29 protein-coding genes and 1 pseudogene are annotated in these 25,203 nt (G+C 68.7%); 2 read left to right on the forward strand and 28 right to left on the reverse strand.

Annotation, left to right across the window (positions count from 1 at the left end; translation table 11 throughout):
* Positions 1-68: 68 nt before the first annotated feature.
* Positions 69-542, reverse strand: a complete 474-nt coding sequence (locus tag ACIQVL_RS04870; protein ID WP_403427930.1) for a VOC family protein — start codon at positions 540-542, stop codon at positions 69-71.
* A 73-nt stretch (positions 543-615) separates the two neighbouring features.
* On the opposite strand from ACIQVL_RS04870, the gene ACIQVL_RS04875 reads away from it, so the two are divergent.
* Complete coding sequence (locus ACIQVL_RS04875; protein WP_403474373.1) at positions 616-1,218, forward strand: TetR family transcriptional regulator; 603 nt, start codon at positions 616-618, stop codon at positions 1,216-1,218.
* Between the two features lie 996 nt (positions 1,219-2,214).
* Here ACIQVL_RS04875 and ACIQVL_RS04880 read toward each other — a convergent pair.
* From ACIQVL_RS04880 to ACIQVL_RS04995, 24 genes and pseudogenes are all read right to left on the reverse strand, one after another.
* Complete coding sequence (locus ACIQVL_RS04880) at positions 2,215-2,745, reverse strand: hypothetical protein (RefSeq protein ID WP_403474374.1); 531 nt, start codon at positions 2,743-2,745, stop codon at positions 2,215-2,217.
* A gap of 59 nt (positions 2,746-2,804) precedes the next feature.
* Positions 2,805-3,914 (reverse strand): DUF4192 domain-containing protein, encoded by a 1,110-nt coding sequence (locus ACIQVL_RS04885; protein WP_403474375.1) that lies wholly within the window; start codon positions 3,912-3,914, stop codon positions 2,805-2,807.
* Positions 3,911-4,453, reverse strand: coding sequence for a hypothetical protein (locus tag ACIQVL_RS04890; RefSeq protein WP_403474377.1), 543 nt, complete (start codon positions 4,451-4,453; stop codon positions 3,911-3,913). The genes ACIQVL_RS04885 and ACIQVL_RS04890 overlap by 4 nt, the downstream gene beginning before the upstream one ends.
* On the reverse strand, positions 4,450-5,484 hold the full coding sequence (locus ACIQVL_RS04895) for an N-6 DNA methylase (RefSeq protein WP_403474378.1): 1,035 nt from the start codon (positions 5,482-5,484) through the stop codon (positions 4,450-4,452). The genes ACIQVL_RS04890 and ACIQVL_RS04895 overlap by 4 nt, the downstream gene beginning before the upstream one ends.
* Before the next feature lie 84 nt (positions 5,485-5,568).
* Entirely contained in the window at positions 5,569-5,859 is a 291-nt protein-coding gene (locus tag ACIQVL_RS04900; RefSeq protein ID WP_403474380.1) for a hypothetical protein, read from the reverse strand.
* 64 nt (positions 5,860-5,923) lie between these two features.
* Positions 5,924-6,550: a hypothetical protein gene (locus tag ACIQVL_RS04905; protein ID WP_403474381.1), complete on the reverse strand. Its 627-nt coding sequence runs from the start codon at positions 6,548-6,550 to the stop codon at positions 5,924-5,926.
* Between the two features lie 283 nt (positions 6,551-6,833).
* Positions 6,834-7,463 (reverse strand): hypothetical protein, encoded by a 630-nt coding sequence (locus ACIQVL_RS04910; protein ID WP_403474382.1) that lies wholly within the window; start codon positions 7,461-7,463, stop codon positions 6,834-6,836.
* Between the two features lie 74 nt (positions 7,464-7,537).
* Positions 7,538-7,816, reverse strand: a complete 279-nt coding sequence (locus ACIQVL_RS04915; protein ID WP_403474383.1) for a hypothetical protein — start codon at positions 7,814-7,816, stop codon at positions 7,538-7,540.
* Between the two features lie 373 nt (positions 7,817-8,189).
* Positions 8,190-8,522, reverse strand: a complete 333-nt coding sequence (locus ACIQVL_RS04920; protein ID WP_403474384.1) for an HU family DNA-binding protein — start codon at positions 8,520-8,522, stop codon at positions 8,190-8,192.
* A gap of 185 nt (positions 8,523-8,707) precedes the next feature.
* Complete coding sequence (locus ACIQVL_RS04925) at positions 8,708-9,118, reverse strand: hypothetical protein (RefSeq protein WP_403474385.1); 411 nt, start codon at positions 9,116-9,118, stop codon at positions 8,708-8,710.
* Positions 9,119-9,138: 20 nt separating this feature from the next.
* Entirely contained in the window at positions 9,139-9,840 is a 702-nt protein-coding gene (locus ACIQVL_RS04930) for a hypothetical protein (protein WP_403474386.1), read from the reverse strand.
* A 25-nt stretch (positions 9,841-9,865) separates the two neighbouring features.
* Positions 9,866-11,368, reverse strand: a complete 1,503-nt coding sequence (locus tag ACIQVL_RS04935; RefSeq protein WP_403474387.1) for a DNA cytosine methyltransferase — start codon at positions 11,366-11,368, stop codon at positions 9,866-9,868.
* Positions 11,369-11,549: 181 nt separating this feature from the next.
* Positions 11,550-11,942 carry a hypothetical protein gene (locus tag ACIQVL_RS04940; RefSeq protein ID WP_403474388.1) on the reverse strand — a complete coding sequence of 131 codons (393 nt, stop codon included), beginning with the start codon at positions 11,940-11,942 and terminating at the stop codon, positions 11,550-11,552.
* A complete protein-coding gene (locus ACIQVL_RS04945; RefSeq protein WP_403474389.1) occupies positions 11,942-12,337 on the reverse strand; it encodes a hypothetical protein in 396 nt (131 codons plus the stop codon). The genes ACIQVL_RS04940 and ACIQVL_RS04945 overlap by 1 nt, the downstream gene beginning before the upstream one ends.
* 85 nt (positions 12,338-12,422) lie before the next feature.
* Complete coding sequence (locus ACIQVL_RS04950) at positions 12,423-13,037, reverse strand: hypothetical protein (RefSeq protein ID WP_403474390.1); 615 nt, start codon at positions 13,035-13,037, stop codon at positions 12,423-12,425.
* 98 nt (positions 13,038-13,135) lie between these two features.
* Positions 13,136-13,405, reverse strand: a complete 270-nt coding sequence (locus ACIQVL_RS04955) for a hypothetical protein (protein WP_403474391.1) — start codon at positions 13,403-13,405, stop codon at positions 13,136-13,138.
* Positions 13,406-13,503: 98 nt separating this feature from the next.
* Entirely contained in the window at positions 13,504-14,427 is a 924-nt protein-coding gene (locus ACIQVL_RS04960) for a helix-turn-helix domain-containing protein (RefSeq protein ID WP_403474393.1), read from the reverse strand.
* Positions 14,428-14,514: 87 nt separating this feature from the next.
* Positions 14,515-15,648 carry a PD-(D/E)XK nuclease family protein gene (locus tag ACIQVL_RS04965; RefSeq protein ID WP_403474394.1) on the reverse strand — a complete coding sequence of 378 codons (1,134 nt, stop codon included), beginning with the start codon at positions 15,646-15,648 and terminating at the stop codon, positions 14,515-14,517.
* Complete coding sequence (locus ACIQVL_RS04970; RefSeq protein WP_403474395.1) at positions 15,645-16,232, reverse strand: hypothetical protein; 588 nt, start codon at positions 16,230-16,232, stop codon at positions 15,645-15,647. Before ACIQVL_RS04970 ends, ACIQVL_RS04965 begins: the two co-directional genes overlap by 4 nt.
* Before the next feature lie 17 nt (positions 16,233-16,249).
* Positions 16,250-17,215, reverse strand: coding sequence for a recombinase RecT (locus ACIQVL_RS04975; RefSeq protein WP_403474397.1), 966 nt, complete (start codon positions 17,213-17,215; stop codon positions 16,250-16,252).
* Positions 17,216-17,242: 27 nt separating this feature from the next.
* Positions 17,243-17,587 carry a hypothetical protein gene (locus tag ACIQVL_RS04980; RefSeq protein ID WP_403474398.1) on the reverse strand — a complete coding sequence of 115 codons (345 nt, stop codon included), beginning with the start codon at positions 17,585-17,587 and terminating at the stop codon, positions 17,243-17,245.
* Between the two features lie 395 nt (positions 17,588-17,982).
* A complete protein-coding gene (locus ACIQVL_RS04985; RefSeq protein ID WP_403474399.1) occupies positions 17,983-18,552 on the reverse strand; it encodes a hypothetical protein in 570 nt (189 codons plus the stop codon).
* 221 nt (positions 18,553-18,773) lie between these two features.
* Positions 18,774-19,019 carry a hypothetical protein gene (locus ACIQVL_RS04990; protein WP_403474400.1) on the reverse strand — a complete coding sequence of 82 codons (246 nt, stop codon included), beginning with the start codon at positions 19,017-19,019 and terminating at the stop codon, positions 18,774-18,776.
* Between the two features lie 310 nt (positions 19,020-19,329).
* A pseudogene (locus ACIQVL_RS04995) lies at positions 19,330-20,238 on the reverse strand (peptidoglycan-binding protein); the annotation flags it as partial.
* Positions 20,239-21,055: 817 nt separating this feature from the next.
* Between ACIQVL_RS04995 and ACIQVL_RS05000 the strand changes: the two are divergent.
* Positions 21,056-22,672: a hypothetical protein gene (locus ACIQVL_RS05000; RefSeq protein WP_403474401.1), complete on the forward strand. Its 1,617-nt coding sequence runs from the start codon at positions 21,056-21,058 to the stop codon at positions 22,670-22,672.
* Between the two features lie 48 nt (positions 22,673-22,720).
* On the opposite strand, the gene ACIQVL_RS05005 is transcribed toward ACIQVL_RS05000, so the two are convergent.
* Genes ACIQVL_RS05005 through ACIQVL_RS05015 form a run of 3 tightly spaced genes read right to left on the reverse strand, consistent with a single transcriptional unit; the run spans position 22,721 to position 25,005 of the window.
* Positions 22,721-23,161 (reverse strand): hypothetical protein, encoded by a 441-nt coding sequence (locus ACIQVL_RS05005; RefSeq protein WP_403474403.1) that lies wholly within the window; start codon positions 23,159-23,161, stop codon positions 22,721-22,723.
* Entirely contained in the window at positions 23,162-24,268 is a 1,107-nt protein-coding gene (locus tag ACIQVL_RS05010) for a hypothetical protein (RefSeq protein ID WP_403474404.1), read from the reverse strand. It lies immediately after the preceding gene.
* Positions 24,268-25,005, reverse strand: a complete 738-nt coding sequence (locus tag ACIQVL_RS05015) for a hypothetical protein (protein WP_403474405.1) — start codon at positions 25,003-25,005, stop codon at positions 24,268-24,270. The genes ACIQVL_RS05010 and ACIQVL_RS05015 overlap by 1 nt, the downstream gene beginning before the upstream one ends.
* Positions 25,006-25,203: the final 198 nt, after the last annotated feature.

Consider the following 25,203-nt stretch of genomic DNA (forward strand, 5'->3'; position numbering starts at 1 on the left):
CGACAGGAGGGCCCGGGAGTCGGGCGATCTTCCAAGGGGCTGGGGCCCTCCTGTCGCCGGTGCTGCTGTCAGCCGACCTGGCTGTAGCGGGCGGCGGCCTCTGCGAAGTCGCCCGGAACCTCGATCAGCTCCAGCAGGGCGCCGGGCACGAGCCCCTGCGCGTACACCATCCGGCTGCCGTACGGCATCGGCGCGTCGACCAGCAGCTTCGCCGTGGGGGCGACGGCCAGGTGCTCCTCGATCGAGTCGACATTGAAGGCCAGGTGGTGCAGGCCCTCACCGAATTCCTTCAGGAACTGCGTGTACGGCGAGGGGGCACTGCCCACGGGCTCGATGATCTCCAACTCGGTGTTGCCGAGCCCGAGGAAGTGGTAGCGGGCGCTGAAGGCGCCGTGCTCGCTGCCATCGACCTGGTTGTCGAGGGTCAACTCGATGGCGGGGCGGATCTCCTCAAGTCCGTAGCGGTCTTGCAGGTCCTTCACGGCGGTGCGGGCGTCGTGCACGATCTGGCCGATGTGCAGCAGGGGCGGCAGCTTCGACATGGCGACTGCTTCCTTTCCATTGCGAGACTCCGTCTCTTCATGAGACCCAGTCTCACAACTACAGTATGGAGTCATGACCGAGTCGTCAACGCCGCTCCAGCCCCGCTTGCGCCAAGCCATGCGGGCCGAGGTCGCCCGCGTCGCAACGGCCCTGTTCGCCACGCGCGGCTTCGAGAACGTCACGGTGCCCGAGGTCGCCGCAGCCGCCGGCGTATCGCGCGCCACCTTCTTCCGCTATTTCGGCAGCAAGGAGGACGCGGTCCTCGCCGCACTCGAGGGATACGGCGCGAGGATCGCCGAAGCCCTGGCCGCTCGACCGGCAGGCGAAGACGCGTGGACAGCACTGCGGTGCGCCTTCGCCGTGATCACCGACGCTCGCAACGAGGACCCCGAAGGCGGGCTCGCGCTGGCCCGTCTGATCGAGTCGACGCCCTCGCTGCGGACGCGCGAGACGGAGAAGTACCGCCACTGGCAGGAAACACTCAGTGGCGTACTGGCCGAACGGCTCGGCCGCGGCAAGGACGACTTCGAGACGGTGCTACGAGCCGCGGCCGCCCTGACCGCTCTGGAGCTGGCCACCAGACGCTGGGCACAGAACGACGGGGCCGACGACCTGGGCACCCTCATCGACCAGGCGTTCCTGGTCATGCACGCACCCGCACCGGACCTGCTCTGACGTAACGGATTGCACGTCCTCGGTCTCGGGCACGCCAGGTGCCGCGCAGCGGCATCACACCTCGCTGATCACCGGCACCCGTCCGCCCACAGACGCCCGGCGCCGACAACAGACGATGTGGTGCCTTGCCTGCTCGCCCCTCCGCCTTCCGGGTTCTCCTGGCTTGAGCTTGGCGCAGAAGGATCGAGGTCTGCTCCCGCGCACCACCGACGGGTTGATCAGCGGGGTCACCAGGGCACCGACGGCAGCCGCACCTGACCGCCATGGCCGACCTTTCGCGCGGTTCGGCCATCGCGCTCTCACCGGTGCCGACGTCGCTCCGCGATGGCGGGAGCCGGAGGCACGCAGCGCGATGGCGAGCCGGGTCGTTTCGGTACAGGCCATCCGCATGGCGCCGACGCGGCCGCTTCCGATTCCCTACGCCCCATCAGCGTCCCAACTACCGCCGTCGGCCGCCTACCAGACCGTCCGTTCCAGCCCGCGAAAGCAACCGCACCAGGCATGACCACGGGCCAACGGAGCACCAACTGCGGATCACCACACCGCCGTTGAACTCACGAGCAGCGGATTCAAACCGTTGCCCCAAAGTCCTGAATCCACACCTCTGATGAGACGTCTCCACAGGTCACAGACCTGCACTGGTGGGGCGGGTGGGACTCGAACCCACGGCCGACGGATTATGAGTCCTTTGAGGTTGTTCCGACCTCGCAACGTTCCCGACTTGATCTTCCTGTTTTTGCAGGTCAGAAGGTTAGAGGCCGCTTGATCTTGCCTCGTCCTTCCTGGTCTTTCCGGGTCCTTCCGTCCACTGGGCGTCCACTACGAGGCCGTGTCGCGGCATTCCGCAGCGGTTCCGGCAGCGCGTCAAGGACAACGATGCAGGCAGTGGCGCACTGTGACGAGGGGTTCGAAGTATCGAGCAGCGGATTTCCTTACCGGCGCAAGCGGTAATTTCCCTCTTCGCCCGAGGGTCGAGCCATGCGGCATTTTCGCAGGTCAGCCGCTTTTCTCCAGACTACCTTCTGTTGCGCGAGGGGTCCTCGTTCCCCCGTCTACGGCTCCGAGGTCGCGGACCGCTGCTACCTCGGCGTCCAGCTTCTGGCGAGCCTGCTCCAAGCGAGCACGATGCTTCCGCAGGGCGTTTCGCGTGTTCGCAAGAGTCCTTGCCTGCCGTGTTTCCAGGTCCGTGAGGCGGGCGATCTGCCGTTCGTGGTGGGCGATCTCCTCGGATCGGATGACAGCTGTGGGTCGGTGAGGCCCTGTTTTCCGAGCAGTGCCAGGCTTCTTGTTCAGTTGTACCTGCGCGAAGGCGAGGAACTCGTTGCGGGGTATGTACTTCGCGCGCCCGGCGCCGATGCCCATCAACAGCGCAGTCTTCGGGAAGTTGGCATGGCGTTGGGCCCAGTTACTGACGGTGGAGCGTGTGACCCCTACGAGGTCGGCTGCGGCGGAGAGGTGGACCAACTCGTCTTCGCGGCCTTGGAATTCGGGGCGGAGCCAGACGACAGGTTCTGCTGGTGTGGTCATGCCGGTCTCTCTGTTCGGCGCGACCCCCGGTGGGTGCCGGGGGCCGCGGGGGTGGTCGGTCAGGTGTGGGTGGTGTCGGTCTGGGCGCGGGCGTGACGCTCGGTCTTCGCGTTTCGCGCGATGGGCAGGAGGCTGGCGGCGTCGGCTCCGTCGTTGATGGCGTTGTGGAGGGCGTCTGCGAGTTCGTCGTTGGGGTCGAGAGTCAAGGCGTGCTTGAGGGCGTAGCGGGCGGTGGGGAGGTCGTCCTGTCGCCAGGCGACCGCGGCGAGGAGGGTGAGTGCGGGAATGGCCGCGGTCTCGTACGGGGGGATGGCGTGGCGGGCGAGGAAGGCCCATAGACGCCGGGTGTGGGGCAAGTCGTCGTCCTCGATGTGTTCGAGGCCGTGGTCTCGGGCCCATTCGTCATTGAGGCCGTGGATGAGTCGGGCGGTGACGTCGTGGGCGAGTTCGGTGGCGCCGACGCGGAAGTCGTCTATCGCGGTTTCCAACAGGGCGTGAGTGGCCTGCAGGACGGTTCCGTCGTCGGAGGGGCTGGCGCAGTACTGGGCCCAGGCCGCGCCTTCGTTGTCGAGGGCCCGGCGCAGGCCGGCGGCGTCTTCCGGCTCTGCCGGCTGGAACTCTTGGGTGATCTCGCTGGTGCGGCGGCCGAGAGTCCAGCCGTGGCGAGCGAGTTGAGCGGCGACGCTGGTGGGGTCGTCGGGGCTGGGGAGCGGTTCGCCTTCGCAGCATCCGGGGAGGTGGCACTCGTATGCCCACCAGCGGTTGTCCACGAGGGCGATGGTCGACATGACGGGGGCTCGGCCGAGGTCGTCGAAGGCGTCGACGAAGTAGTCGGCCAGGGGCCGCAGAGCCTCGGCGGTCTCCTCGGCGCTCTGTCCGGGGCGCGGGGTGCGGCAGAGGAAGACAACGATGTCCAGGATGTCGTGGCGGCCGTGCTCGTGTGTGACGTGGTGGAAGTCGCTCGCGAGGGAGACGGCTACGGCTTGCCAGGTGGCGGGGTCGTCGGGGAGCGGCAGGGTCATGGTCGGTCCGGTGCCGGTCGCGGTGTCGAGGCGGCCGTGGAGGGCGATGCAGTCCTCCGGTTGGTGGCCGACGAGGAACGGCAGGAGCTGGGCGAATTCGGCGGGGCCGTCGACCTTGATGCGGGGGTGGGGGTTTGGCGTGGTCACTTCTGGGTGTCTTCCTTCTTGGTGGGGTGGGTTTGCCGAGGCTGGGTGTTGGCTTCTGGGTCGGGTCCGTACGCGAGGGCGCGGATGCGTTTGGGCTTGGTGGTGAGGGAGCGGATGAGTCCGTCGCGCAGGACGGTGTCGAGGGCTGCGGTGATGTCCTCGGTGTGCCGGACGGGAACGGTGCGGTGCCAGGAACGGCCGGGCTGAAGGCGCGCGTCGTTGGCGGCCTGGGCCTCGGCTTCCTCGTTTGCGGTGCCGGCGGGGACGGGTGGCAGGTGCGGGCCTGCGGTGATCCAGGTCTGGATGATCAGGTTGCTGCCCTGGAGGCGCAGGCCGATGCGGTGGCCTTCTGGATGGGTGTAGGTGGCGGTGCGGTCGGGACTGTCGGTGTCCTCCTTGGTCCAGGGCGGTTCGAGGTCCGGCGCGAGGTCGCCGAGCGGGTGGTCGAGGCCGGTGGGTGGCGGCTGGGCGAAGGCGGGGCGGCGCCTGCCCTGGGTGGGGGTGGCGCGCGGTCGTGCGAGGTCGTCTTCGTCGCTCACGCAGCGGTCGTCTCCTTGCCGGACGTGAGGTCGTCCAGGAGCCGGACGGCGCGGCGGGTGGCGACGATGCTGGTGGCGGTGTCCAGGTACCTGTCGCGGTCCGCGAAGGAGTCCTTGGCTTCGGCGAGCGTCTTGGCGTGGCCGCCGTCCTCGAGGGCGAGGGAGTCTGCGCAGCCGATGAAGCACTGGGGACCGAGGTCCCAGATGATGGCGTTGACGGCTGCGCAGGCTGCGGCGAGGGCGTCGATGTCGTTGCCGTACCAGTGGTAGTCGTGCGGGTTGAGGCCGAGGTCGCGCAGCCGTTGGGCGACGGAGCGGAGCATGGTGCCGGAGCCGACGGCGGGTTCGCGGATGGCCAGGTCTGGCTGGGCGAAGTCCTCGTCGACGAGCATGCGAGCCAGCAGGTCGGTGACGCCCGGCGGCGTGTGGTACTCGCCTCGCCACTTCTTGTCGCTCTTGTGGCGTAGTCCGGTCAGCAGCGGGCTGAGGACGTCGGTCTCGGCGCGCATGTACGGGTCGTCGTGGCCAGTGAGGTCCAACAAGCCCTGGTTGAGGGCGCGGTGGGTGACTGCCTGTACGGCACGGAGCTGCCGGGGGTCGGGGTCGGGGTTCCACGCCCAGTCGTGCAGTCGCACGGCGCGGTCGATCAGGTCGGGGCGCTTGATCCAGTAACCGAGGTAGATCTCCTTGAAGATTTGGGGCAGTTCATGCGGCTCGCGGCTCATGATCCAGTCGGCGAGTCCGTTGCCGGCCTCAGGGGGCTGGCGTAGGAGTGCGAGGGCGGCGACGGTGCCGAGAGGGACGTCGATGCTGCTGCCGCCGTGGCTCTGGTACCAGGCGTCGATGACGTTCTCGGCGATCTTCCGGGCGTGCTCGTGGGGGTCGCGCGGGGCGAGAGCCTTGCGCCAGGTGGCCTTCGCGGGGCGTACGGCGGCTTTGGACTTGGGCGGGGCTTTCTTCGCCCAGCTCGGTACGGGGCGGGCTGCGGCTGGTGCTGCGGCCCGCGGCAGGAATATGTCGTCGTCAGGCACGGGGGCTCCTCGGGGTGCGCGCATGGCGCCGCCCCGGTGCGCGGGGCGCTGCCGGGGCGGCGTGGGCAAGTGCGGTGCCGGGGTTCAGTCGGCCTGGAGTTTGGTGGCCAGGCCGCGTATCTCGACAGCGGCGGCCGCCTCGGGGTGGCCGGTGTGGCGTAGGCCGGTGGCCAGGAACATCAGGGCCAGTTCGTCGATGTCCATGTCGGTGGTGAGTTCGTCGAAGCTGCGATGGCGCAGGCAGGCGGGGCGGTGTGCGTAGCCCGCGTGCAGGGTCGTCTCGATCTCCTTGAGGACGTCGGTGGCCTGTTCTTCGGTGAGGCCGAGGAGAGAGGACCAGGCGTTGAGTGTTTCGTTGTCGACCGGGAGCTTCACGGTGCTGGTGGCCTTTCTGGAGGGGCCGTTGCCCGCCCGGTGTGCGGGCGGGCAACGGGCGTGGTCAGGAGGGGAAGGGGTTGCTCCGGTGGTCGGGGTGGACGACGGCCCACATTCCTGCGGGATGGGGTTCGGTGATGACGCCCCATCCGGCCCAGCGCATGACGGCGAGGTAGCCGAGCGGTCCGCCGGCGAAGCCGGTGCGGTCCTCGCAGTCGGGGTCGGGCGCGATGAAGATCCATCCGGGCAGCTCCGCGGAGGCGGGAAGGACCTGGAAGCCAGGGCGGAGTTCGTGGATGCCGTCGGTGACGACGGGCGGCAGGCCGGCGGCGTCGAGGACGCGGATCGCCTGCTGGATGTGGGGGTGATCGTGGTACTCGGGGAGGGTGCCGACACCCTTCCGGATGACCTGTCGGGGCGGCTTGGTGCCCTCGCTGGCGTGGTAGATGTCCATGAGGAGCAGCGCGTCTTCGATGCGTCCGGCGTAGCGCAGGGCGAGGTTGGCGACGACGGCGACAACGTGGCGGTCGCCGCCCATGAGGCGCCGGAATTGCTCGTCGTTCAGGTCCTGGAATCGGTTGGCGCGTATGACCGCGTGGGAGCGGGATGCCGTGCGCAGAGCACGGGCGACATATTCGGGTTCTGTGCCGATGTGCTGGGCGAGGATCTGAATTCCTCGGGTGTACGTCATGCGATGGTCTCCAAGAGGACGCTTGCGCGTATGGCTGCACCCCCGACCATGAGGCCGAGGGTGCAGTGGTGGTTCAGAGGGTGGTCAGCGGCGTCGGCCGCATCCAGCGTGGCCGCAACCGCCGCAGAATCCCCCGCGGTTGCACTCGCACGGGCAGCCGTTCATTTCCTCACCCTTTCCATTCGGGCATTTCCCGAATTCCTTACTTATATCTTAATGGCATATACCCCAAAAGCAAGGTCCACTCTTTTATATCCGCTTTTAATTTCCGCAATTCAATTCCTTAATTTGCGGATACCGGGATGAGGTCAGGCCAGCGCACCGCCTCCAGAGCCCGGCGGTGAGTGTCGGGGACCGGCACGGTGGGGTAACCGAGCCAGTCGAGACCCATCGCGGCGAGGATCGCGGCGTCGGCCTGGTCGTAGCGGCCCGGTCCCTCGCAGTCGACGCCATAGCGTTCGACGGCCACGTTGCGCACCATGCCCTTGGCCACGCGGGACCGCTGCTGGCGGGGGAGGTGCTGCGCCGGGTTGGCGCGTCCGGTGGCGTAGATGGTGCGGTGGTGGGGGTTGGCCACGGCGTACGGGACGTGCTGGCGCCACAGGTACTGCGTGACCAGCCACCACAGTCCCGCCAGTTCGTGATGGCCGGCCTGTCCGCCTTGCGCGTACGCGGCGCCCTCGACGACCACCAGGTCCGCCCCGTCCTCGAGGTACACGGCGATGGCGGCGAGCAGCCAGTCGAGCCGCTCGTGGCTGCGCCGCCTGCCGGGCCGCGCTGCAAACGCCCAGTCCGCTCCCGCGACCCCGGTCGAGGTCAGCGACAGGTCGAGGCCGATCACGCGCGGCTGCCACTCCCCTTCGGTCTGCACGCTGGGCAGGGTGATCGGGGCGCTCTGGGTCTCGGCCGTCACGTCGTGCCCCCGGCGCACTGGATCATCGCGGCCGGGGGGCGGGCCGCAACTGTCGGCGTGTTCGCCGTGGCTGTTCACCGCTTGGCCTCCGTGGCGGCCAGGCGCTTGGTGATCATCCGGTCGGCACCCAGGGTGGCGACGTCCTTCTGCCTGGCGATCCATTGGCCGGAGTCACCTTCGTCCGGCCCCCGCAGGTACCAGCCGGAGTCGCGGTAGCCGTCCTTCGGGTTCTTCTTGCAGTAGGCCAGCTCCCACCAGCCCTCGCGCCAGCGCCACAGGCGCCGGGGGTCGTTGTCGGGCAGCCAGCCTGCGCGTTCGACCAGGTTCTGGAAGCGCGCCAGGTCGATGCGCATCAGAGCGTGGTCACGGACAACGTCCTGTTCGGGTCGAGCCGAGGCGCCTGGTCGTTGGCCCAACCGGTGGCTCAGCCGGGCCACTTCGTCCAACCGCTCGGCCGACTGCATGGCGTGACGGTGGGCGCGATGGCGCGCAGAGCTCCACGCCGAGCGGTAACGATGCAGGCGGTCGAGTGCGACGTCGAGCTGATCGCGCGACCGGTCGCGCTGGTGGGCGACGCGGCGCAGGACGGTGGCGGCGCCGGCGGCGGAGTGAGCTTCAAGCCACTGGGCGGTGGCTTCTATTTCGGTTCCCACAGGGTGGTTCATCAAGGTCCTTCGGGTGGCTGCCGCCCCGGCGCTAACCGGGGCGGCAGCGTGGCGTGCGGGGCTATGGGCGAGGCGTCTTAGGGGCCTTCTTGATGCAGTTGCCGGACTCGGGCATGTCCGTGCGGCCGTCCACCAGGTCCTGGAAGCGCACGCCGGGGCGGAACTTCACGACGCGCAAGGCGTCGACCGTCACCGTTTCGCCGGTCTGCGGGTTGCGCGCGCGGCGCTGGGGGCGCTGGCGCGAGAGGAGGGTGCCGAAGCCGGTGACCGAGACCGGGTCGTTTGCGGCGACGGCGCGCACCATGACGTCGAGGACGGTCTCCACGGCCTCGGTCGGCGTGAGGTGGGGGCCGCTCTTGTCGGCGACGGCTTTGATGAGCTGGGCCTTGTTCATGGGACTTCCTTCACTTCATGGGCAGGGCTGGGCAGTTGGGGCGCCAGGCGGGTGGGGCGAAAAGTGCCGCGCCAGGCGGGTGGCAGGGGGTTGAGTCCGGCGCCCACGTCCTCCTCGCCGACTCCGGTCTCGGTGTTCGGTCCGCAAGGATCCGCATTCGTCAACATCTGCTCCACTCTTGTGACCTATCTATCGGGTGTGGTGCGTCGCTTTGCCCGCCGGTTGGCCTGGGCGATGCGTGCGGCTTCCCGGCACAGGGCGCAGGCGGGTTCGCGGCGACGGTTGTGGGCGCGGGCGCCTGACTCGGTGCCGTGGATGATGGGCGAGCCGCCTTCCGCGAGTTCGGCGGGGTCGGCGTTCTCGCAGGTGGCGCGGATCTGGCCGTTAAACCACAGGCGGCCGCCGCAGACACCGTCGAACAGTGAATGGCGCGGCAGGACGAGGCTGATGCACTCGGCCCGAAACGGACACCGCTGGCAGACCGCCAGCAGGGCCCGCATCTCGGGTGTCCTGAGCACCTGTTCGGAGATGTCGTCGGGGGTGAACCGCTCGTCCCCGCCGCACGGTGCCTCGCGGACCCACCCCGGGCCGCTCATCACGTGTCGCTCCCGGGCGGCTACGAGGTCGGCGGCAACGGCAACAGGAGCCTACGACCACCAGAGTCGTGGTCGGCCGGTACGAGCTGCCTCTGGGCCCGTGCCGGGAGCGCGAGGAGCTGGGCGACCATCTGGTTTAGGGTCTCGTCGCTCTTCCGCGGCCAGCGCGGGCAGACCAGGTTGTCGGCGCCGTCGTCGGTGATGCCTTCGACCACCTCGATGATCTGGCCTCCGGCACGGTGGCTGTCGATGACGGCCGCGGTGGCCTCGGGGTGGTGCTCGCGCACCAGCTCGGCGATACGCGTCGGCCGGTCGGGCGGCGGAAGTTCGACCAGCCAGAGGTTGCCCTCGCTGGCGCTGTTGCGCCGGACCGTGGCCCATGCCGGGGAGTCGTAGGGCTCCAGGGCGGTCTGGACGTCGGCTTCGATCTCAGCGGCGAGCTCGGCGAGACGATGTTCCTCGTCACCCCTTTCCCACAACCAGGGCAGGCCGCTGAGCGGGCTCGTCTGCTCGCCGAGCACGCCGAGCAGGCCTACATCCCGGGCCTGGCCGTCGTAAGCGAAGCCGACATACGCGGCCTCGGGGCAGGCGGCGCGGATCTGCGCCGTGATGTGGTCGAGCACGGTCACGCAGTACGCCTTCTGGATGCGCCGCCGCACGGCATCCAGATGTTCGCGCTGCCGAGCCAAAACGCCCAACGGATCGGATATGGCGGGGGTCATGATTGTTCTCCTTCTTCAGGGGTTGTCAGGCCAGGACGGGCATGAGGCATTCGCCGAAGTGGCGGGCGACGCTGACGGTCACGGCCTGGCCGGCCTGCATGGTCACTTCGGCCTTCGTGCCGACAGGCTCGAAGTCCTCGGGGAACCGCTGGGCCGAGAGCTGCTCGCGTGGCTGGATCATGCGGAAGTAGCAGTCCTCGATGGCGGGCGCGTTGCGCACCACGGCCGCCGAGTCGCGGGTGGTCATGGTGTGCATGGGCTCGCCGGCGGTCTTGGGCGCGTTGCCCTTGCGGTAGGGAATGACGAGCGTGTTGCGCTCGCGCTCCCGTACGGCGCCGTCCGGTACGACGAGGCCGTGGTGGCGGGCAGTAGCCAGGGTGCTGATCGGGTTGGACACCGGGGCGGCGTCGCAGTTGTTGCGGAACTCCACGATGAACGGGGCCGGATCGAGCGTGACCAGGGCTTCGCTCTCGCGCGTGGTGCGGGTGCGCATCGGCCCGTCGACCGGGTAGGCGGTGTCGTTCCAGGAGCCTCCGGCCGGTACGAGCAGGGCTTCGCCCTGCTTGCCCGTCCGTGTGGGCAGGGGGCGTTCGTGCGGGGCGAAGGCCCGATCGGTGCCGTCCTTGCCGTGGGTGAGGGTCAGGACGCTGGGTTCGAAGGGGTACTTCGCCCGTCCGGCTTCGATGCGCCGCATCGTGTTCGCCACCAGCGGCCGCTTACGGTCGCCGATCCGTGTGCCGATGTCGTGCCAGAGGATGATGTCCGAGGCCGGGCGCACGTACGGCTCGACCAGGGCATGGCCACAGCCGGTGTTGGGGCAGCGGTAGTCGTACTGCTGGCCGTACTTGCCGACCTTGACCTTCGGGTTGCGCCAGCTCTGGCGGGCCTTGATGTTACGCCCGCACGAGAAGCAGTACGCGAACGGCCGTGGGGCCAGATCCGGGCGGCGCACGCTCTTGAGCGTGAACACGATGTACACCCGGTCGCGCCACTGGGCTGCGTAGGGGTTGGTGTCGGAGCCGATGTGCGCGGAGGAGACGGAGACGATCTGGACGCGGTAGCCCAGCTTCCTCATGGACCTGATCCATTCGGGGAAGAACGGCCAGTCCGTGACGAACTCCACGACGTTCTCGACCACGACGCAGGGGAACTTCTTCACCGCCGCCGCGCCCAGCACGCACCACGCTGTGGCGCGGGTCATCTCGAAGGCTTCCGGCGGCAATTCGCGCCACTGCTCCTCTTCCTCGAAGAGGGCTTCCTGCGCGGGGTCCGGCGGGCGCCTGCGGCCGCCGGCTGGGCTGATCTCCGTGCAGATGACCGAGGCCCACAGGATCTCCGCCATCGGCAGCCAGCGCATGGGGTAGTTGCGCAGGTCGGCCACCCGCCCGGTGGCGCCGGGAAGGTTGCGCTCGAAGGTATCGATGGCGGTGGTCCAGTGGTTTATGCCGAGGAGAATGTCGAATCCGGCCTCCTTCAAGCCGAGGGCGTCTCCGCCTGCTCCGCAGAGCAGGGATATGGCACGGGGCAATGGGGTTGGTCTCCGGTGAGTGGGGCCGCCCGGCCCGGCGGTCGGGCCGGGCGGCCGTTGGTTCAGGACTGATCAGGAGCGCGCAGCGCGCGGTGGTGGCGGGTGTCCTCGACGCCGAGAGCGGTGAACGCCGCCAGGCCGAGGAGCAGGAGGCCGAGGAGCCAGATCACCGCCGCGCTCCTTACCGGGCATCGCGCCAGATGGAGACGTACGCGCCGACTTCCTCCGCGAGCGGTTCCAACGACATGTCGCCGGGCGGTTCGCCCTCGCCGGTCGTGGTGTCGTAGATGATCTTGGCGGTGCCGTGCGTCTGGTCGATGTGCTCGGCCTTCCAGCCGCCGATCTCGCTACGGTCGTCGTGCCAGGGCAGTGACGTGCGGCCTGCGATCGCCACGAACTGCTCGCCGTCGTCCGTGAGTGGGACGATGATGTTGAGCTCGTTGCCGGGCCAGTCCACGCCGACGTCCGTGCAGTGCTGTTCGAGGGCCTCGATAACATCCGCGTACAGGGCACGGGCTTTGGACTCATCGGCCTGGCGCAGGAGCCGCGCGGCACTGAGGTAGTGGAGGGCCATCACGCGCCCTCCGCATTCGGGTCCGCGTCATCGTCCGGGGCGGGGCCGGAGGTGTGATCGGCGCAGACAAGGGACAGCGGCTCGCCATCCACGGGAAGGTCCAGATCCACGTCCTGCTGCTTGCCGCACAGCAGGCACGGCAGGCCGACGGTGCGGATCATGCGCAGTGCCTTGAGGGGCGTGTTGGAGGGAAGGTGCAGCGGCTCTGCCTGGCCGTCGAGGGCGAGGACGACGAGGGCGAGGTCGGCTGTGACCTGAATCTGGGCGGTGCTGGTCACTGCCAGCGGGCTGCTCGGTGCGTCGGTGAACGCGAACAGGTCGCCGGGCTGCAGTTCGTGTGCGCGCACGGGACGGGTGAAGCTAAGGGTGACCACTGCGTGGGCGTGGTGGTTCATACGGCTGTGCTCATTTCGCTGAGGAGAAAGGGGCGTGGTGTCGGCGTGGGCCGTCTCGCGCGCGGCGCGGGGACGGCGCGGCTGGTCAGTCATGGCTGCGGGTGACGCGGACGGCGACGAGGTAGCCGTCTTTCTCGAACACTGCGAGTGGATAGCCATCGGGCTCGGGCCGCTCCCACGCGCGCTGATAGCCCTCGACGGTTGTCAGGTGCTGGCACCACTCGAAGTAGCGGGCCACCGCCATGCCCGGGGTCTCGCTCGCTCCGCCTTGCTGGGTGGTGAGGCCGTAGGGCGCGCAGTACGTGGCCGAGGTGACAAGCCGGAACGGGGGCTTGGGGGCGTTCAGCGCGTCGATGCGGGCGAACAGCGGAATGAGGTGGGTCGTGTGCTGGCTCTGCGGGCCGCCCGGTGCGGAGTCGTACAGGACGGTGTGCCGCGAGGGGTTGTCGACGTCCCGGCGTATGACGCGCCAGCCAGTCACCTCGGCTGCGTCCACGGGCACCTCGTGCTCGGTGGCGATGCACACTTCGGTGCCGTCCCCAAGGTTGGCGCGGATGAAGAACTTGTCGTTGACGTCGACGTCGGTGATCCAGCCGAGGTGGCGCAGCGGTGTGATGACGTGCCAGTAGCCGTTGAACAGGCGGTTCCACAGCGGGTCGGTTCGTCGGTCGTGGTCGGGCAGTGTCGCAATGGTGGTCATTCGGGTCTCCAAGAGGGGGTGTTGCAGACGGACCTTTAAAAGGTCACTTTTTCTGTAGGCGTGGCACCTATCTGAGGCGCGAAGCCAAAGGTGGCCGGCTACAGGATGGGCAGGGCTTCCACCCTCCACATCCGCCCATCTCTCGTGACGACGTAGCCGACGGGGCGGTTGTGGCGGCGCAGGATGACAGCCGCGCCCTGCTCGCTGGCGCTGAGTGAGCGCGTCAGCTGATACACGCCGACTCCAGCGCACTCGATGGAGCAGAACTGCCCCTCGCCGAGGACGGGGGCGGCGGGGTGGCCGTGGATGACGTCGGCTACGACGGCGTACGCCGCTCCGGCGAGCTCGTGGTCCGTGATGGCGTTCATGGCCTCTCCAAGAGGATCGGGTTCGAAGGGGTTCGAACTGTTACTTATATCTTATTCGCATACCTGGTGGCGTCAATGATGGCGATCTTTGACACCGCCTATGTGTCAAGGGAGTTGGTCCGTTGCGTGCGGCCCATGCGGGCGAGTTCGCGAGTCCGCTGGCGGGCCATTTCCAGCGCCACGGGATCGCTCTGTGCCACGCGGCGCTCCTGTTCGGCGAAGAACTCCCTCAGCCACTCCTGCTGGGCGATGCGCTCCCGCTCGGCGGCCTCGCGCCGCTCCTGCTCGCGACGCACGCGCGGGTTGGTGCCGCACCCGCGGCAGTTGGCAGCGGGTTGCGGATGCTTCGTGCAGCCGGACGGCGACCGCTCCTCGGCAGGCTCGTCCGCCCCCAGCCCCTCCCCCGCCGCAGGGGGAGGGGGGTGAGGAAGGCTAGAGGAAGAAGGAGGAAGAGAAGGGGTTGCCGTGGGGCAACCCTCTCGGTTGCCCTGGGGCAACCCATTGGGTTGCCGTCGGGCAACCCTCCCCTCGCCCCCTCCAGGGTTGCCGTGGGGCAACCCTCCCTGTTCCGGTACCGCGGTCGACGCCGCGCGTGCCTGCTCACGAGCCGACACATCTTGCTGTGTGCGTGCTGCGGCCGGCGGCTTGGGCCGCGGCTCCGACCGCTCCCGGGCCAGCCGAGGGTTCCTCGGCGCCCGCTGGACGGCGCGCCGCCGTTCGAGCAGCTCCTCGGTCGACGGGATCGGCGGCACGCCGTAGGGGAAGACGCGGTACTCCGCGCGGCGTCCCGCCCGGCCGATTTCGGTCCGCTCCACCAGGCCGAGGCCGACCAGTTCCGTGACGACCCTGATGACCTGTTTCTCGTGCACGCCGGCCCAGGCCATCATCCGGTCCAGGCCCGGGCGGGCCAGGCGGGTCTGGTCGTCGGCGGAGTCTGCGATCTTCATAAGGACGAGCTTCTGCGTCTTGTTGATCACCTCCTTGGGCAGGTACGCCGCCACCACCATCAACTGGATGCTCACCGGCACCTCTCCGTGTCGCGTCCGGGTTCGGGCCGCACTGGGGCAGGGGCAGGACCTTGCGCGGTCCTGCCCCTGCCGGGGCGCGGGTCAGAGTTTCTTGCGCGCGGTGACGTTGATGCTCACCGCAGTGCGCCGCTCGCGATCCAGGCGCTGGGGAACGGGGATACCGGCCTCCTGCAGCTGCACCTTCATCGCCGCGACGTCGGGTGCCATGGGGACCGGCAGCCGGGCCTGCCGGAAGAGCGCGACCATGGCGTCGACGTTGTCGAGCTTGGCCGGGTTGCCGCCGCTCCAGGACAGGACGTTGTCGCCGTACACGCCCTCCGCAGATCCGTCGAGCTGGGCGCGCAGTTCCTTCAGCCGGTCCTTGAGCGGCTTGATCTGCTCCGACACCTCGACGTACTCGGTCAGCGCCTGCTCCCGCTCGGCGTCGTCGCGGATGAGCAGGCTCTGCGGACGCTTGCCGGCGACATGCGGCCCCCAACAAGCCGTCTTGAACGGGCAGTTGTCGCAGACTGCCGACAGGCCCGGGCCGGGAAACGTGCGCGGCAGGTCCTCGGGTCTCTCGGCGGCGCGTATCTGCTCGACCCACCAGCGCGCCCCGCTGGCCCGCTCGGCGGTGAAGGGCATCTCCTGGACGTGGTCCTCGCCCGAGTCGCGGTTGATGAACCGGAAACGGATGCGGCCCACGGGCAGCGGTCCGAGACGGGCGAGCTGCCGCTGGCCATCGATGTCGGCGAAGCCCTGGCTGCGCAACAAGTCGGCGTACAGCAGGACTTGGCGAAGCTCGGCCTCGCTGGCCCCGTGCCGGACGATGCTGTCCCACTGGAAGGTGCTCTTGGTCTTGATGTCCTCCACGGTCACCTCCTCGGCGGGGAGACTCGGGCGTAGTCGTTTCGGCAGCCGCAGGGCGGTTGCGCCATCGAGTTGGACGGCGTCGATATGCCCGCGGATCGTGTCGTCCTCGACGCGGTGTTCGATGATCCAGCCGTATTCCTTGCGGACCGCATCGAGCGCGCCCTCGTGCAGCCAGGTGCCCAGGATCGCTTTGCGCTTGTCCCCGCCGTCGGTCGGCGTGCGGCCGTGCAGGAGGTATCCGGCGCGCCGCGCACACACAGTGTCGCTGGCCCCGATCTTTGTCTGCCGGGAGCGAGGGCGGCGAGCGTCGGCCGCGTGCGCCGCAGGCCACAGGCTGACGGGCCGCTCCTGGACGAGGGTCACGGGCGCTCTCCCGTCCGGCGGAGGGGTGCGGCCGCTGCGGACCGCGGCCAGACGGTCCGGCAGAACACGTCCAGTGCCTTTTGGATGACGCCGAGGAACTGCTGGCCTCCGTCAAGGGCCCGTCCGACGGCGGGCCCGGCGCTGCCGTCGGATTGCCGGTCAGCGGTCACGAGATACTGCTGGCCGTACCGGTCCACGGCGTGGAGCCACCGCTGTTCGATCCGCCCGGGGATGTCCTTGATACTCGGAGTCGAGCCTCCGGCTATGCGGCGCAGGGCTTCGTCCGCCTCAGGACTGGTGCCAGGGGTGATGGCGAACCCCTCAACGCGCAAAGCCAGGGCGACCGTGTCTGCCTCGGCAGCGATCGTTTTGGTCCGGGTCGCACGCGCTGAGGCGACGATCACCTCGTTGGGAGAGAAGAACTCCCACAACAGCGGCGATATGGGCAGTGGCCGAACGCTCAGCCCGGTGTCGCCATGGCGCTTGATGACGAGGAGTTCTGGCATCTCGTCCCAGCCGGTGCGCGCCGACAGGTGTGCCCGGGCTGCGGTCAGGATCTGGGTTTGCAGGTCGGTGCTGTTCATGGTTTTCCCCCCGTGGTTCACGACGTGGCCGACGACGTGCGGGCCGCGGTCGTCTTCTTGGTGACAGTGCGTTTGCGGCGCGTAGCAGGCTTGTCGTCTGCCGCCGGTTCGCTCGGCTCGTTCTTGGGTCGGGTCTGGGTGCGCTTGCGAGGCAAGGCAGGCATTTCCTGCGCCGGAGTGCCGTCGCCGGACTGGGCGGCATCGCTTTCCGACTCGCCCGTCTTGAGACCCGCAGACTCGCGCAGGCGGCGTGTGGCCTCATCGGACGCCCCGGCCACGACCTCGGCGTCGGCCTGCGCCATCTCCTCGTCCACGTACACGCCGGACAGATCCTGCGGGGCAGCCATCCGCAAGGAGCCGGCCTCGGCGCACTTGCGCAGCATGTGGGAGCCCATCTGGCGCCACATCTTGGCGACGACGTACTTGCTCTGCTTGGCATCCCAGTACTCGGGAGCGAACTCGCTCCAGCGGGCGATGAACGGGAACCGGCTCGCTCCCCGAAGGACGGTGACCTTCACGGCGGCCGGCGGGACCGGTGCCAGCCACACGTCGTGGGCGGTGCCGTCGGCGTCGTAGTAGACGGTGTCCTCGTACGAGATGCGCTCCCCCGTCCGCTCGGCCGCCCGGTGGGCGATCGTGCGGAAGCCGTCGATGCCGGTCTGGATGGTCCAGTTGACCGGGTTGTCCTCGCGGTCCTCACCTTTGTTCTTGCGGCCGATCATGTAGATCTGGCGGGCGAACGGGTCGAGTCCGGAGCGCACGCAGTAGTGGAAGAACACCGCCAACTGCGCACGGGGGGCGTGCTGGAGGCCGGGGCTGATCAGCGCAAGGGCGGACACCTGGCGCTCGTTGAACTCGGTCTGGTCTGCGCGCAGCACGACGGCGCTCTGGGTGACGGTGCGTCCGGGCAGCGTCTCAGTGCTGGTCGGGACAGGGACAGATGATGCGGCGTCGCCGCCCTGTTGCTCTGTCGGTTGGTTCATGGGGCGTTGGTCTCCAAGAGGGTTGGTTCAGTCCGTACGCAGAGCGCGGACCTCGAACGCGGGCCCCCACTCGGGGTGGTGCTCGATGAGCAGCCGGACGTAGCGGGAGCGGAAGTTGTTGTTGAGGCGGAACTCGTCGCCTTCGGTGGCTGTGGCATAGCGCCAGCGCAGGACCTCGAAGAGCATCCCGATGCCGACGCGGGCGGCGCCGCGCCTGAGGTAGTCGGCCGTCAGGGTCTCCAGCGCGCGCAACACCCAGGGGTTGAGGTGGTGGAACGCCTCGAACTGCGCCTGGATCGTGGCCGCTTGGCCGTCCGGGTGCCGGACGGTGTGGATCACCAAGCCCGGAATCTCGTCCTGGACGCCCTCCATGCCCACCACCTTTGCAACGACTCCAGTAGTGGAACCTATCTTGAGGGGTGAATGTCGGATGATCAACCCCGCTTTGGCGAGCGCCACTTCAGTCCGCCACACTCCCACCGAAATATCGACCGCGACTGGGGCTTCCACACGGAACTCTCGATCTCCACTGACGTCAGAAGAGTCCGCGAGCGTGCGAACGACGGGACGGGGGCGGATTTCTCCGGCGCGCAGCACGGCGGGTCGCGCCCGGCCAGCAAGACCTCCTTTGCCAGCACGGTGGCGACACTGCCACCGGAGGGGGTGTGCGTGAACTGCATGCGTACCTCCAATGCGAATGGACCCCTTTGAAGGGATATGCATATATCTTATTCGCATTCGAGATGTATGTACAGTATTCACGCAGGTCAGAGGCCCTTTCGTGCGTGCCGCCCCCGCGTCAGAACCTTCGAGCCAGGACCCTCGTACGTGCCGTCGCGGAGGGCGGCAGCGACTGTCTCGTCGACCTCCCAGGTGAGGCTGCGTGCACTCGCGCGCAGTCCGGAAGCCGCATCCAGCACCGTGTCTAGCAGCCACAGCCCCGACCCGGACAGTACCCAGTCCTCTTTAGGGAAGTTCCCCGCCGCAATGCGCATGGCCAGAGTGCCCTGCGACGGGAGACGGAACAGCTCGATGGTCTCCTGCTGGCCGACGATCGGGGGCAGCTGATCGCGGGAGTCGGCTTCCCAACCCGCCCCCTGCTCAGTGATGAGCCGTTCCTTGTACCGGACGTCCAGCGTCTTCGGCCTGGGGGTGGTCGTTCCGAAACGGCAGGCGAAACCGAGCGGCCAGTAGCGCACCCCTGAGACCACGATGGCGGTCTCCGGGTCCAGAACACCACGACTGGGGGACAGCCACTGCGACACCATCTGCGCCTCGACCCCGTACAGGGCAGCGAACTCCTGGTACCCCACCAGATACGGCTTGAGCCGATGCATCGCCCGTCCTCCGCAGTCTTCTCGCACGCCCAGGGAAGATTAACCGCGCCACGACTCCGACCTGTCTCGGCGGACGCTGCTATCGTGGCCAATGGTCTTCCAAGAGGCCCAATGGCCCCCGTCTCGACGGGGGCCATGCCATTTCTCGCCGCCGCGCGGACGTCGCCGCCCCGCGGCCGACACGGCTCGGGCAAACGCTGTTGCGACGAGGATGCGCTGTCTCAGCCCCAGAGCATTCCGAGCATCGTCAGCGCCACTGCGGTGACGGACGTCAGCACGGCAATGGTCGGCAATGGCCACCTCCCCCTCTCCAGAGCGGCGACACGTTGCTCCAGGTCCTCAACCGCCTTGTCGGTCTGGTCGCTTCGCTGCACGAGCAGTGCCAACTGGCCGTCAATCCGGGCAAGGCCGACTTCCAGCGCGCTGCGCAGTTCGGCCAGGGCGAGCGCGATCTCTCCCTCCGGCATGGAAACCTCCCGGTCAGTACTTGGGGGTGGCCGGGTCGTGCCGGCCCGGCAGCCACGAGGCCGTGCCGGTGCGGCCGAGCACCGTACCCAGGGTGGACTTCAGCGCCGACAGGCCTGCAGGGAGCGCGGATATGGCGGCAGCCTGCCACGCCGACAGCGACACCAGATCGGTGGTCGAGGACGCGGCCATCAGACCCAGGAGCGACTGGACGTAGGTGGCGACAGTGCGCTCCGCGATGTCGGCAAGAGCCTGCGGCACGGGATCGGTCTCCTTCTCGGGCTGGGTCGTCTTTGATTCGGTCGTGCTGGCCTGGTGCGGGACACGCAGCGTCTTCCACGTCGCCTGGCCCGGGATCCCATCGGCGTCAGAACCGCGGTAACCGCGCTTGATCTGATAGGCGGCATACGAGCGACGGTGCGCGTCGTTCCACACCGGCCCTGCAGGAGTGTCGTAGGAATCGCACCCCTCGGCGATCAGCCGCTTCCCCATGGCCTCGATCACCGGTGAGGACCGGCCGGCGTGGAAGAAACGCGTGCCGGGATAGGCGGCGTACTGAGCGACCGGCTTCGTAGTGGGCTTCGGCTTCGGCTTGGGGGCAGGCTTGGGCTTGTCCGGTGCGTTGCCGTCGTCCTTCAGGTGTCGGGCGACGCGCTCGCGGAAGTCGTCCATGTCGATGCCGCCCGGGTCGGGCTTGCCGGGTTGCCACTCCTTGTGGCCGATGACGCTGTGCTCGTTCCAGCCGTGCGCGCGGCAGACGGCCGCGGCGGCGCGGGCCATCGCGTCCAACTGCGCGGCAGGCCACTTCTGATGGCCGGTGTTGACGCACTCGAAACCATAGAAGTGCCGGTTGCCGTCGGTGTCGGCCTCGTTGTCGCGCGGCAGGCTCTTCCTCTCCGCGATGACCGCGAGCAGCACGTCAGTGTCGCCCATGCCGGCATGGTTGGTGCGGCCGTAGCCAACCAAGTGGATCGTCCCCGACCGGTCGATCACACCGTGGCAAAGCGGTCCGGGAAGGTCTTGGTAGCCGACCCGGCACAGTTCCACCATGTCGGCTTCGGACGAGTACGGACCTGTGTGATGGATCATGACCCCGTTCACGGGGCCCCAGTTGCCGTGGGTGTTGCGGTTGTGCGTACGCCAGGTGCTGTGCTCGACGACACCGAGGCCCGCGTGCTTCAGCGCGGACAGAAACCTGTCCGCGCTCAACGGAGTTGCCACGCTCGCTTCGCCTTCTCCCCTGCGCCGTAAGGCAGTCGGCCGGGCCCCTGTCGATAACGGGGCCGGTCCCTCGGGAGTTGGCTGCGAAGCACGGGATGGAGGGTCACCCAGACGTCATCGTATCGGGGAGATCCTCAACCGCAGCGCCCTTGCCTGTGGATAAAGCCCTCATGCGATCAACAGGCGGGCTGCGGTATCGCGGCGTATTGAAGCGCGGGGCCTGTGGATAACTCAGGCCTACGTTCCGGTCACTACCGCTCCGGCCCCACCCCGCTCCAGTCAATCCACGGTGAATCCGCGACGTTGACGACGCTAGGCCGGCCGAGAGTCTCACCGTCCACGGGCGTGCGTCGTCCGGCCGTCGATGACAGTGGGTGCACGATCACCCGGATCCGTCCGGCCGTGGCTTCAGGTTCATCCGGTGCGCGCAGCGGTGAGATCGGGATGAGGAAAGCGGACACCTGCGCACGGAGTCCCGGATACTCCTCCCCCGGCATGGGCAGCAAAGCGGTATTCGGCGTCACTACAAAGGGGGACTCGGGTGGCGGACGATGACGACCCGCCGACAGGGTGGGACGAGGGCGAGTGCCAAATGTGGGAGGCCTACCGGTGTGGCGAGTGGTGCGAGGGTGTGCCGGAGGTGCGAGGAGAGGCCGTACGTCGACTGCTGCTAGTCGCTCCGCCCCCGCGCCCGGGCCATCTCGCTCGGCTCCGGCTGCGGGGCGTGCGGATACGGGGGGAGTTAGACCTATCTGAGGCAGTCGTACGAGGGGCTCTACGTCTGCAGCGGTGCCGTTTCGACGAGGCGCCGCGGCTGGTGGGCGCGCAGTTGGAGGCGCTGGAACTCGATGAGTGTCGGCTTCCCGGGCTGCGGGCGCATAGTGCGCGGTTCGCCCAGGAGTTCAAGGCCACCCGCTGCACCGTGCACGGCACACTGGACCTGCGCTCCCTGGCCGTGGGCACCCGTCTGTCCCTCGAAGGCACGAAGGTCCGCCCGGCGCCCGGGGAGGCCGCCATCAATGCCCAGTCCGTCGCCGTAGACGAATCCCTGTGGGCAGCCGACCTGGAATGCGCGGGCACCTTCTACCTCACCAATGCTCGCGTGCAGGACCTCCTCAATCTCCGGGGAGCGACGATCAGTACCCCCAGGGGAAACCTCCAGATGTCCGAACTCACGGTCGGCGGCGGCCTGTACATGGGGCGTGGCTTCTCCTGCACCGGAACGGTCAACCTCTGCGGGGCCTCTATTGGCGCCTCGGTGGAGCTCCTCGACGCTACCCTCACCGGCCCGGGCCTGGACGCGGGCGACTACGCCCTCCACCTGGGCTGTGCCCAGATCGGCGGCGACATCCAGGCCGAGCGCGGACTCGTCGTCGACGGTCCCATCACCCTTGCCGACACCTCCATACGCGGGAGTATCGTCCTCAAGGGCGCCCGCCTGAATTACCCTTCGGGTACGGCACTCATGGCGGGCCGCGCGCACGTCGGCGGCGACCTCGACTGCCGGGGCGGCTTGTCCGCGCACGGCACGGTCGACCTGTGCGACGCCCGGATCGGCGGGTCGGTCCTGTTCGACGGCGCCGAACTGAAGGCCCCGAGCGGCGGCACGACCGCGCTGACCGCCAACGGCATCGACGTCGGCGGCGTGGTGCAACTCGGCCAAGGCCTCACCGCCTACGGCAAGATCGCGATCAGCAGCGCCGTCATCCGCAGCATCTTGTCCTTCAACGGGGCGATCCTGGACGCGGCCGGAGCCGAAGAGGCTCTTGTCTGCCGCGGTACGACGGCGGCGCAACTGTATTTGCAGTTCCGAGAGATACCCAGGGGCCTCATCGCACTCGCCCGAACCAAGGTGGCGCTGATCCGGGACGACCCCACCACCTGGCCCACGTCCCTCAGGCTGGACGGCACCGTCTACGACATCCTTCGCCCTCCCCTCCCCGCCGAGGAACGCCTCCCCTGGCTCGGCCGGGACCCGATGGGGTTCGCGCCCCAGCCATACGAGCAACTCGCCACCGTCTACCAGCGGCAGGGTTGGGACGCCGCCGCCCGGACCGTCCTCGTCGCCAAGCAGCGCAGTCTGCGGCCCACCCTCGCGTTCCCCGCCCGGCTGTGGAGCCTCCTGCAGGACGCGACGGTCGGCTACGGGTACCGCCCACTGCGGGCCGTGTGGCTGCTGGTGTGTCTCCTGGTCGTCGGATCCGCGCTCTTCGCAGCCCGGCCCCCCGAACCCGTGGGCGGTGGCCCGTATCCGCGCTTTCAACCGGTCATCTACACCCTGGATCTCCTGCTGCCACTGGTCGATCTGGGCCAGGAGCGGGCGTACGAGCCGTCCGGGGCCATGCAGTGGGTGGGAATCGTCCTCATCGGGACGGGCTGGCTGTTGGCGACCACCGTCGCAGCCGGTGCCGGCCGAGTCCTACGGAGAACCTGATTGCGCGCGTAGGAGGCGACTGCTGCGTTCGCCTCTGGGGTAAGTGGACTACCCCGCGTCGTCACCATCAACTCGGCACGAGGCGCTGTCGAGGCTGAGCCAGGTGGCTTTCACACTGCCGCCGTCCTGGACCCGCAAGGTGATCTGGCCCTCGGGATCGATGTCGAGGTGGAGTTCCCGGCGTGCAGCGTCGGAGGCGACGTCAACGGTGCGGGGCGCGGCGGGCCAGAAGCCCTCGGGCAGGATGGCGATAACCGCTTCGTCCACCGCCCGGTGGCCCGGCAGACCGATCCGTCCGCTGAACTCCAGTGTGTTCCACGGGTTGGCGCGGATCTGTGGCGGCTGTGCAGTGTCGGGGACTGCTGTGTTGCCGCTAAGTGGCAGGTCCCGCCACGGCGGGTACGGCGCCCTCCGGGCCCACTCCAGGAGTGCGACCCGCCGCTCCAGAGCGGCCATGCGACGTGCGAGTTCGGCGATCGTGTCCGGCATTTACGCCCCCTCCGTCTCGTCGCTGCTCACGTCCGGCTTGAGGGTGCGTTCCATCTGCAGCGTGACGCGTTCGGGGGTTTCGCCTTCGCCGGGGCGTACGGTCCAGCCTGTGATGCGGTTCCATCCGTCGTAGGCGGTGTGCGGCTCGTGCAGACGGATGCGGACATCGTCGCCGACGCGAAGCGCCTCGATGGGGGCTGCGGGATGATCAGTGATCTCCAGTTCGGTGAGCGTCGGCAGGATCTGCCGGGCCAGCCGTTCCCGGCGGGCGCGCTGCTTGAGCTTGGTGGCGTCCTTCTCGCTCGTCTCCAGCTTGTGTTCCAGGCGCAGTCGTCCGTTGCGGACGCCATCGAGCACGACCTTGCGCTTGCTGCCCTGGCCGGCGCCGAGGCCGATGACCCACTGGGCGTAGGAGTCAGCGTCCTTGATGACGTGGGGCTCGCCGGTCACGTTGGCGCCCGTGGCGAAGGTCAGGTCCTCGCGGCGCCGGCCGAGCCGGGGTGCGCCCAGGAGGATGCGCCGCTCGGCACGGCGCCCGCGCCAGGTGACGGTCTCGGTCCATTCGAGGCCGTCGTCGATGTCGGCCATCTCGTCCACGATCTCCCCTAGGTTGCGGGGGTCCGTCCTGGAGGTGGTGTAGGGGTCCTTGGCGGTGCCGGTCTTCGCCGTCGACTTCGTGTCGTCCACGACCACGCCGAGGTCGCCGTCGGGCTGTTGCTGGGCGTACGCCCAGACGTCGCGGATGACCTGGCACGGGTCGGCCTCGATGTAGGGGCCTCGGCCATCGAGGTTGCCGTGCAGGTCGAAGCGGCGGTGCAGGTAGCTGGTGAACCCAGAGGCCTCGATGGGGAGTTTGGCGCCCTCCGGTTCTGCCCGCCACAGCAGCCCTCCCCACGTGAGTCGCGCATTACGCTCGACGAGGATCACCGCGTCGCCGGCGTCGTCGAGCATGTCGCTGAGTGCACAGCGGAACGTCGGGTTGAGGGTCGCGTGGAACGAGCCCGGCCCGGACTTCTCCGGGCCGAACTCGACTTCGGTCAGCGGCAGGTTCCAGTGCAGGACCTCGCCAGTGGCCGCGCGGGCGAGGACGTAGCGGTAGTCGGCCATCACACCGGGCTTTCCGTGAACTGGACGTCGGCGGTCACCGTGGTGCCCTTGGCAACCGCAAGGTCGCCGTCGCCGTACTTGTCGATCTGGTTGATCTGCACGCCCAGGCGCTGGCGGGTGCCCCGGTAGGCGGGCGGCAGGGTGAAGGTGTCTGCGAGGGACACGCTGGCGCGGCGGGTGGTGGTGCCGTCGTCGTCGACCACGGTCGGCTCGGCGTTGTGCTCGCCAAGACGGGTGCGCAGCTCGGCGTAGATGTTGCCGGCCTCGGCGCGCAGGCCGGAGATGGTGACCACGACTGTGGCCCGGGTCGCCCAGTCAGGGATGTCCAGGTCCCAGGCGGCTTCCTTCGGCCAGTTCGCCCACTGGCCGTGCTCGGCGGGGACCTTCTCCGTGGTGCTCGGATGCACGGTGTGCAGGGTCCGCTCGGTACGAGGGTTCGCGAGCCGCCGAAGGTCGGTGATCATGTCGGCCGTGACCGCGGTGGTGTTGCGGGGCAGGGTGATGCGCGCCAGGGGGATGGCGGTCATCCCGCGCAGTACGGTCGCGTCCTGGTCCACGCCCTTGACGAGGTGGAAGTAGCCGATGTCCTGGGTGCGCGGGTCGCGTTCACCCTCGTACTCAGGGTCCTCGACGCGCAGGACGAGCAGGTCGGTGCGGGCGAACGGCCCGGTCGACGGAACGCCGACGATCGCGTCGCCGATGTTGCTCTGGGTGTAGGCGCCCTGCCACGGGCGCACCCCGTGGATGAGGGCCGATCCGTCGCCGACTCGGACCCCGGGTCCCGGCGCTTCCAGGGGCCGGACTTTGAGGTCGCCAGCTGCAGCGACACCCTGCCGGCCGCGCGCGAGATCGCGGATCATCAGGCGCATAGCGCGGGCGGAGTGGCGGCCGCCACGCACCGTCATCGGGGGCTGGACAAGGGTCACAAGTACTCC

The organism is Streptomyces sp. NPDC090499, assembly GCF_044769305.1.
Taxonomy (GTDB): domain Bacteria; phylum Actinomycetota; class Actinomycetes; order Streptomycetales; family Streptomycetaceae; genus Streptomyces.

Coding starts and splice junctions, on each gene's coding strand:
- ACIQVL_RS04870 (WP_403427930.1), bottom strand. CDS start 542: ATGTCGAAGCTGCCGCCCCTGCTGCACATCGGCCAGATCGTGCACGAC.
- ACIQVL_RS04875 (WP_403474373.1), top strand. CDS start 616: ATGACCGAGTCGTCAACGCCGCTCCAGCCCCGCTTGCGCCAAGCCATG.
- ACIQVL_RS04880 (WP_403474374.1), bottom strand. CDS start 2,745: ATGACCACACCAGCAGAACCTGTCGTCTGGCTCCGCCCCGAATTCCAA.
- ACIQVL_RS04905 (WP_403474381.1), bottom strand. CDS start 6,550: ATGACGTACACCCGAGGAATTCAGATCCTCGCCCAGCACATCGGCACA.
- ACIQVL_RS04915 (WP_403474383.1), bottom strand. CDS start 7,816: ATGCGCATCGACCTGGCGCGCTTCCAGAACCTGGTCGAACGCGCAGGC.
- ACIQVL_RS04920 (WP_403474384.1), bottom strand. CDS start 8,522: ATGAACAAGGCCCAGCTCATCAAAGCCGTCGCCGACAAGAGCGGCCCC.
- ACIQVL_RS04925 (WP_403474385.1), bottom strand. CDS start 9,118: ATGAGCGGCCCGGGGTGGGTCCGCGAGGCACCGTGCGGCGGGGACGAG.
- ACIQVL_RS04930 (WP_403474386.1), bottom strand. CDS start 9,840: ATGACCCCCGCCATATCCGATCCGTTGGGCGTTTTGGCTCGGCAGCGC.
- ACIQVL_RS04940 (WP_403474388.1), bottom strand. CDS start 11,942: ATGGCCCTCCACTACCTCAGTGCCGCGCGGCTCCTGCGCCAGGCCGAT.
- ACIQVL_RS04945 (WP_403474389.1), bottom strand. CDS start 12,337: ATGAACCACCACGCCCACGCAGTGGTCACCCTTAGCTTCACCCGTCCC.
- ACIQVL_RS04950 (WP_403474390.1), bottom strand. CDS start 13,037: ATGACCACCATTGCGACACTGCCCGACCACGACCGACGAACCGACCCG.
- ACIQVL_RS04955 (WP_403474391.1), bottom strand. CDS start 13,405: ATGAACGCCATCACGGACCACGAGCTCGCCGGAGCGGCGTACGCCGTC.
- ACIQVL_RS04970 (WP_403474395.1), bottom strand. CDS start 16,232: ATGAACAGCACCGACCTGCAAACCCAGATCCTGACCGCAGCCCGGGCA.
- ACIQVL_RS04975 (WP_403474397.1), bottom strand. CDS start 17,215: ATGAACCAACCGACAGAGCAACAGGGCGGCGACGCCGCATCATCTGTC.
- ACIQVL_RS04980 (WP_403474398.1), bottom strand. CDS start 17,587: ATGGAGGGCGTCCAGGACGAGATTCCGGGCTTGGTGATCCACACCGTC.
- ACIQVL_RS04985 (WP_403474399.1), bottom strand. CDS start 18,552: ATGCATCGGCTCAAGCCGTATCTGGTGGGGTACCAGGAGTTCGCTGCC.
- ACIQVL_RS04990 (WP_403474400.1), bottom strand. CDS start 19,019: ATGCCGGAGGGAGAGATCGCGCTCGCCCTGGCCGAACTGCGCAGCGCG.
- ACIQVL_RS05005 (WP_403474403.1), bottom strand. CDS start 23,161: ATGCCGGACACGATCGCCGAACTCGCACGTCGCATGGCCGCTCTGGAG.
- ACIQVL_RS05010 (WP_403474404.1), bottom strand. CDS start 24,268: ATGGCCGACTACCGCTACGTCCTCGCCCGCGCGGCCACTGGCGAGGTC.